The organism is Microbacterium sp. bgisy203 (assembly GCF_965345155.1).
GTDB lineage: Bacteria > Actinomycetota > Actinomycetes > Actinomycetales > Microbacteriaceae > Microbacterium.
The window spans coordinates 294,903-301,616 of record NZ_CBDRLZ010000004.1 but is presented as its reverse complement, the minus strand read 5'-3'; the positions used below and the strand labels follow the sequence as shown (position 1 = coordinate 301,616).

Below are 6,714 nucleotides of genomic sequence, written 5' to 3'. Positions count from 1 at the left end.
TCCGGCAGGTGCCGGGTTGGCTGATTCTTGGTCAGCGTAATACGCCTGTTCGACCTCGGCGGGGGTGCGCATGTCGAGCTCGCCGTGGAGGCGGGAGTTGTTCCACCACCACACCCATTCGAGGGTCGCGAGCTCGACCTGCTCGACCGTTCGCCAGGGCCCGCGCTGGCGGATCAGTTCGGTCTTGTAGAGGTTGTTGATCGCCTCGGCGAGGGCGTTGTCGTAGCTGTCGCCGACGGTCCCGGTGGAGGGGACAGCGCCGAGTTCGACTATGCGGTCGGTGTAGACCATCGCCATGTAGTTCGACCCGTGGTCCGAGTGATGCGTCAGCCCGGTGAGGTCGCCGCCGGCGCCCCAGGCGGCCATGTCCAGCGCCGGCAGCGGGAGGATCTCCGACCGCAACGTCGAGGCGACGTTCCATCCGACGATGCGTTTCGAGTAGGCGTCGGTGACGAACGCGACGTAGGCGAACCCGGACCATGTGGCGACGTAGGTGACGTCGCAGACCCAGAGTCGCCGCGGTGCTGGCGCGGTGAAGCGGCGGTTCACGAGATCGCTCGGCAGCACGGTCGTCTTGTCCGAGCGGGTCGTGAACACCCTCTTCGACTTGCGGACACCGCGCACCCCGGCCAGGCGCATGAGGCGGTCTGGTCCCGACCGATCTCCCACCCTTGCCGACGCATCAGGGCGTGCATCTTCCGGCGCCCGTAGACACCGTAGTTCTCCGCATGTAACCGGGCGACCTCCGGGACGAGGAGTTCGTCCTTCAACTGCCGAGCCGACGGCGCGCGGCCGACCGCGGCGCGATAGCCGCGTGAGGTGAGAAAGCCCTGCACTGCCGGGCGCAACATCCGGCAGATGAGCTCGACCCCGAAACGATCCCGGTACTCGTTGATGAACCGGATCATCTCGGTCAGGGGCGGTCGAGCTCCTTCGCGAAAAACACGCTCGCAGCCTTGAGGATCTCATTCGCCTTGCGCAGCTCGGCGTTCTCCTTCTCAAGCTGCTTGATCCGCTGCGCGGCCTCGGTCGTGACACCAGGCTTGGCGCCGGCGTCGACCTCGTACCGTCGCTGCCAGAGACGCAGTGTCTCCGGGCTCATCCCGAGCAGCCCAGCGACGTGACGGACCGCGCTCATCATGTTCGGGTGCGACGGCCGCGTCTCCGCGAGCATCCGCAACGCCCGCTCACGCATCTCCGGCGAATACTTCCTGTTCATCGAGTTCCATCCTTGCTTGAAGAACGGAACGAAAGTCAGGCCGATTCAGCCCTCGCCGCCACGCTGATCTGGATCAAGACCGACTTAATCCACACGGCCTAGAACCCGGTCCCGCTGGGTCCGCTCCCAAATACCTCCCTGTGCACCCTCCGAAACTCCACACGTCGGAGATCGTTTGTCTCGTAGTCCTCTTCGTCGAAGTCCTCATTCGGGTCCGCGGGCGCTGAGTCGAACTCATCACCCTCGAGTTCCATCAGCAAGTGTAGATAGAGATAAAAGAGGCTGACGCCCGGAGTGATTGTCCGTTCGTATTCGTCATCGTCATCGTCGGCCTCGTTCTGGCCCATGAACATGTACTCGTCGTCGGCGCGAGAAGCCGGGAGGCTGTGTTCGAACCATGCAACAGCGAAGCGGGCGACGCGCTCCCCGTGGCGACTCATCTCTCGATCGACGTCGGCGATGGTGTCGAGGCCGACTTCTCGAAGTTCCTTCGCGCGAAGGGTCGCGTACTCAGACGACGGCTCAGCCAGCAGCGCCCAGCCAAGCTGATCCGCAATGTACGCGTCGGCGGTTCTCACAGCGCTCGAAGATGTAGCTAGCGACCGAACGGAGTCTCTATCGACCGGAACATTCACACCCCGCTTCACGGCGGAATCCGTCTTTCGAGCGTGCGACTTCGCGTCCTTGGTGAGTCGGACGAACTCGTCATCGGCAAGTTCAAGAATTCCTGCTAGCCGTGCGAATCGCCGGTGTATTTCCTGAGGAACGTCAACGGACGATTTGTAACCGAGGTCGTGCTCGATTTCCGCCCAGGCGTGTTGGAGGATCGATCGAACCTGAATCTCGAAGTAGATACCGGCGAAGATGCGCCACTCAGCAAGGGCAGCTCGGTCGTCCTTGAGCTTCACGATTAGGTGGTAGGACCGGTACCCGAATTCATCGGCGTTGAGGTCTGCAATCTTGTCGACGGAGCGCTTGCCGTCCACGTCGAACTCTTTGCGGAGCAAGGCGACTACAGCGTCAACTTCCGTCGCCAGGTGTGTAATCACCCGCACGCCCAGGAGGTCATGAAGGTCTCCGAACGATCCATAGCGGTTGGGGCTAGCGTCGATCTTCGCGGAGGCGCTGCCTTCTGTCTTGACTCGGTGCGTGACGCTGTGGACGGGGATTCCTTCATCAGACAACACCTGTTTGATCAGTGACCGTATCTGCTTCCCTCGCTCGCGGTGTGGCTTCGAGGCCGATTGATAGTCGCTACTCCGTGCCACTACTTCGACCTCCTAGCTCGTGAATGAGCGTCTCAGCCGCTGCAACACCGGGAGGAATCAGGGCCACCGTCCCCGCTTCCTGGTCGTACTCGATCAGGCGATCCTTGTGCATTGGCTTGAGCACCTTATTGCGGTAGTCCCCCGCGCGCTTCTGTTCCAGCCACGAAGCCAGGTCTGACTCTCGTGCCTCGGTTACGCCCGACAGAAGCAAGAGGGTGCCCTTGCGCAGTGTCAAGCCGGTCGCCAGCACGCGCCGCTTATCGCCGTTTCGCCAGACGAGTGCGACTTCCCGTTCCACGAGAGCGTCAACGAGGTCCGTGGCTTCCTCGGTCGTGAGTCCGTGGAGTAGCCGAACGAGCTCCGCTACCACCCACTTGCTCATGTACACGACGGCGGTGGCGTCCATGTGGTTGGGGTCTACGTCGCCGCCTGCGTGGCCGACGCCACGGTTATTCCGAATCTCGTAGAGCGCGACGATCATGCGCGGGATCTGGATTCGTGCTGAACGCGGTCCCTGCTCCTTCTCCAAGTTCCGGCATGCGCTCACCATGTCCTTGGGCTTGTGTGCGCGTTGCTCATATGTGCCCTCGAAGTAGCCGGTGAGGATCGTGTAGGCCGCCTCGCAGAGCTTGCCGCCGTTAAGTTCTGACGGCTCCCACCGATGCTCAGCGTAGTTCTTGACGACCTGTTGAAAAGCGTCAAGAAGGTCCGCAACGAGCGGAGGTGGAAGCGCGTTGAACGCGGCCTTCGGATCAAGCGCCATTCGCGATCATCTGCTCAACGGCCTTCTTCCCAGCATCCGTGAGCTTGTATGTCTTGCGCGCCTGCTGGCTCTTGCCGGACTTCTTGAGTTGAAGCACCAATTGCGGACGCTCCTTGATGAGGCGGTCCATGCTTGTGGCTGTGTGAGTCGCGCCATGGCCGAGATCCTTCAAGTCCTTGTTCAAGGTGAACGATCCGAACGACGCCTGTCCCTGAACAACTTGCGCCCAGTAACCGGCGACCAGCAGTTTGTGGGACTCCGTCTTCGGGTCCGCCGCAGAAAACAAGTCAGCGAAGTGCTCCCACCTGGTAGGACTGTCGTCGACGTCGTCGGGGATATCATCTTGATCTTCGTCGTCTTCGCGCTTCTCCTCTTGCGTGTGGACTCGACCACTCGGCTTAGTCGCGATCTCGTATCGACTCGATACCCAATCGATGACACGACGCCTCTGCGCGTCATCCAGTTCACTGAGTGCGTCAAAAACGGCCGACATCGCGGCCAGCTCCGGATCAACCTTGATATCCACCAGAATCTCCCATCCCCAATTAGGCACACAGCTTAGACCTTGGGCCCGACATCCTGCGCCTGAACTCGCGCTTGTGCCTCTCGGCTCCATACGCCTAGACAAACGCAGAGCGAATCCGCGAACCGATCTTCGGACGTGCGTCCCGCCTGCCAATCGAGCTCAGCGCTTCGTGTGGACCACCTCGGGCAGATGCAGTCCAATTGCACGAATGCCGGTGGTGAACCGTACATCCGCGAGAGCGACTGTCACATCTTCAAGGGCGAAAGGAGCGGCCGCTCGATTGAGCCGCCCGGAATGATGCCCGATCGAGGTACGTCAATCGCGTGGCCAATTCTGACTACGCCTGCGACCGCCGGTGGCCTGTCGAGAGGCCAACAAACACACCGGCGCACGCCGATCGAATGCACGTCACCTACCGTGGGCGAGATTCCCACCGTAAGTGAGGGTTACCAGCCGTAGGAAAGTCCTGGTGACAGGCGGGAATACGCGAAGCCTCGGCGGCGATCTCGGGCCTCTGCGAGCGGGAATGGGTAAAGAATTCATACCCATTCTTTACCCAAACGCCAATCAGCGCCCCTCGAAAGGAGCGCTGATATGGTGTTTTTCTGGCGGTGACGGTGGGATTTGAACCCACGGTAGGGGGTTACCCTACACAACTTTTCGAGAGTTGCACCTTCGGCCGCTCGGACACGTCACCGTCGTCCATCCTACGACACCCGCGCGGATGCCGCGAACCGGCTCGACAGGCGACGAGCACCCGTCACACCCCCACCGAGACGTAGCGTGGAGGGATGACCGCGCGGATGACGACTCAGCAACGGCTCGTGCTCGCCATCGCCGTGCTCGGCTCGTTCGTCGCCTTCCTCGACGGCACCGTCGTGAACGTCGCCCTGCCCGCGATCGCGCGAGAGCTCGGCGGGGGCCTCACGACGCAGCAGTGGACGGTGGATGCCTACCTCGTCACCCTCGGCGCGCTGATCCTCGTCGCGGGCGCCGCGAGCGACGCCTATGGGCGCCTTCTCGTGCTCCGGATCGGGCTCATCGGCTTCGGCCTCGCCTCGATCGCGGTCGCGGCGGCGCCCTCGATCGAGCTCCTCGTCGCGGCGCGCGCCCTGCAGGGGGTCGCCGGGGCATTTCTCGTGCCGAGCTCGCTCGCCCTCATCACCGGAACGATGGACGAGCCCGTGCGCTCGCGGGCGATCGGCATCTGGACGGCGCTGACGACGGGCGCGATGATCGTGGGCCCCCTTCTCGGCGGCATCATCGTCGACACCGCGTCGTGGCGGTGGGTGTTCCTCATCAACGTCCTGCCGATCGGCACCGCGCTCGCTCTCCTCACCCGGCTCGACCTCCGCGACGAGCGCCGACCCGGCGCGAAGATCGACTGGATCGGCGCGGCCCTGTGCACAGCCGGTCTCGGCCTCGCGGTCCTCGCGCTGATCGAACTGCCCGCGACGGCGGCCGGCGACCCCGCGACCGTGTGGCTCTGGATCGCGCTGGTCGTCGGCATCCTGCTGTTCGCGGGGTTCGTCCTCCGCCAGCGCACCGTGGAGCCCCTGCTCCCCCTCGACCTGTTCCGCAGCCGCACGTTCTCCGCCGGCAACCTCGCCACGCTGTCCATCTACGCGGCGCTGTCGCTCAACGGCTTCGTCGTCGCCGTGTACCTGCAGCAGGGCGCCGGGCGCTCGGCGACGCTCGCCGGTCTCGCGAGCCTGCCGACGACCATCCTCGTCATCGCGCTGAGCTCGCGGATCGGCGCCCTCTCGGGCCGCTACGGTCCGCGCGTGTTCATGACGGTCGGCCCGCTCGTGATGGCGGTGGGATGCCTGCTGCTCCTCCTCGTCGGAGAGGATTTCGACTACTGGCGGCAGGTCCTGCCCGGGATGATCGTGCTGGGGCTCGGGCTCGCGATCACCGTCTCGCCGCTGACGGCGGCGATCCTCGGATCGTCCTCGCACGAGCGCTCGGGCATCGCGTCGGCGGTTAATAACGCGGTCGCGCGGGTCGCGGGGCTCCTCGCGATCGCGTCTCTGGCCGCGATCGCCGGCAGCGCGCTCGATCTCGCGGGGTTCCACCGGGCGGCGTGGGTGACGGCCGTGCTGCTGGTCGTCGGCGCGGTCGTGTCGGCGGTGGGCGTGCGGAACCCCGTCGGGTCTGCTCAGGCCGAGGCGGAGGAGCCGCCCGGGCCGTAAGCTGCGGCGATGTCCTGCGAGGTCGCACCTCCTTCGTAGGTCGGGTGCTGCGGCCACCCGTCGGGCACGTCCTGCCACTCCTCCTGCCGCCCGTATGGCAGCACGTCGATGAGACCGTGCACATGGCCGAGCTGCTCGGTGCCTCGCCCGTCCGTGTGCCAGGTGCGGTACACGGTGTCGCCGTCGCGGAGGAACACGTTGACGGCGAACCCCGCCTCGGGCGGGGCGCCCATGTCGGCACCGAACGGGCTGCCTTCCGTGGAGTACCACTCCATGCGATTGCCGACGCGCTCCTTGTACGCGAGGGCCTCGTCGATCGAACCCTGCGTGACGATGACCATGCGGGCGTCGTACTCGTCGAGGAACTCCAGCCGCGTGAACTGCGACGTCCACCCCGTGCACCCCGGGCACTGCCACTCCTTCCCCGGGAACCACATGTGGCTGTAGACGATGAGCTGGCTTTTGTCGCCGAAGATCTCGGCGAGGGTGACGGGGCCGTCCGGGCCCTGCAGCACGTACTCGGGGAGCTCGACCATCGGCATCCTGCGCCGCTGCGCGGCCACCGCATCGAGCTCTCGGGTCACCGCCTTCTCGCGCACGCGGAGCCGATCGAGCTCGCGCTGCCAGGTGTCGGCGTCGACGACGGGTGGAAGGGCGGATGCGGCGGCCATGGCGACTCCTGGGGCTTCGTTGCGTGAGTGGCGCGAATGCCTTCCATGCTCGCCGGGGGTTCCGACACTGGCAAG

Annotated in this window: 5 protein-coding genes, 1 tRNA gene and 1 pseudogene; 1 reads left to right on the top strand and 6 read right to left on the bottom strand. The window is 64.6% G+C overall.

Annotated features, from left to right (window positions below; translation table 11 throughout):
* The 5 genes and pseudogenes from ACRVYW_RS09155 to ACRVYW_RS09135 form a co-directional block, all read right to left on the bottom strand.
* Positions 1-1,219, bottom strand: a pseudogene (locus tag ACRVYW_RS09155) (IS3 family transposase); the annotation flags it as partial.
* Between the two features lie 98 nt (positions 1,220-1,317).
* Entirely contained in the window at positions 1,318-2,487 is a 1,170-nt protein-coding gene (locus ACRVYW_RS09150; RefSeq protein WP_431803848.1) for a GTP pyrophosphokinase, read from the bottom strand.
* Entirely contained in the window at positions 2,474-3,250 is a 777-nt protein-coding gene (locus ACRVYW_RS09145; RefSeq protein WP_431803846.1) for a hypothetical protein, read from the bottom strand. The genes ACRVYW_RS09150 and ACRVYW_RS09145 overlap by 14 nt, the downstream gene beginning before the upstream one ends.
* Entirely contained in the window at positions 3,240-3,776 is a 537-nt protein-coding gene (locus tag ACRVYW_RS09140; RefSeq protein WP_431803844.1) for a hypothetical protein, read from the bottom strand. Before ACRVYW_RS09140 ends, ACRVYW_RS09145 begins: the two co-directional genes overlap by 11 nt.
* Positions 3,777-4,382: 606 nt before the next feature.
* Positions 4,383-4,473: transfer RNA gene (locus ACRVYW_RS09135), tRNA-Ser, on the bottom strand.
* A 94-nt stretch (positions 4,474-4,567) separates the two neighbouring features.
* Between ACRVYW_RS09135 and ACRVYW_RS09130 the strand changes: the two genes are divergently transcribed.
* Positions 4,568-5,968: an MFS transporter gene (locus ACRVYW_RS09130; RefSeq protein ID WP_431803842.1), complete on the top strand. Its 1,401-nt coding sequence runs from the start codon at positions 4,568-4,570 to the stop codon at positions 5,966-5,968.
* Here the strand turns inward: ACRVYW_RS09130 and ACRVYW_RS09125 are convergent.
* Positions 5,935-6,639, bottom strand: a complete 705-nt coding sequence (locus ACRVYW_RS09125; RefSeq protein WP_431803840.1) for a DUF899 domain-containing protein — start codon at positions 6,637-6,639, stop codon at positions 5,935-5,937. The genes ACRVYW_RS09130 and ACRVYW_RS09125 overlap by 34 nt on opposite strands.
* Positions 6,640-6,714 lie beyond the last annotated feature (75 nt).

What these genes read in the sequence shown, in the direction of transcription:
- ACRVYW_RS09145 (WP_431803846.1), bottom strand. Translation starts at nt 3,250, where the DNA reads ATGGCGCTTGATCCGAAGGCCGCGTTCAACGCGCTTCCACCTCCGCTC.
- ACRVYW_RS09125 (WP_431803840.1), bottom strand. Translation starts at nt 6,639, where the DNA reads ATGGCCGCCGCATCCGCCCTTCCACCCGTCGTCGACGCCGACACCTGG.
- ACRVYW_RS09130 (WP_431803842.1), top strand. Translation starts at nt 4,568, where the DNA reads ATGACCGCGCGGATGACGACTCAGCAACGGCTCGTGCTCGCCATCGCC.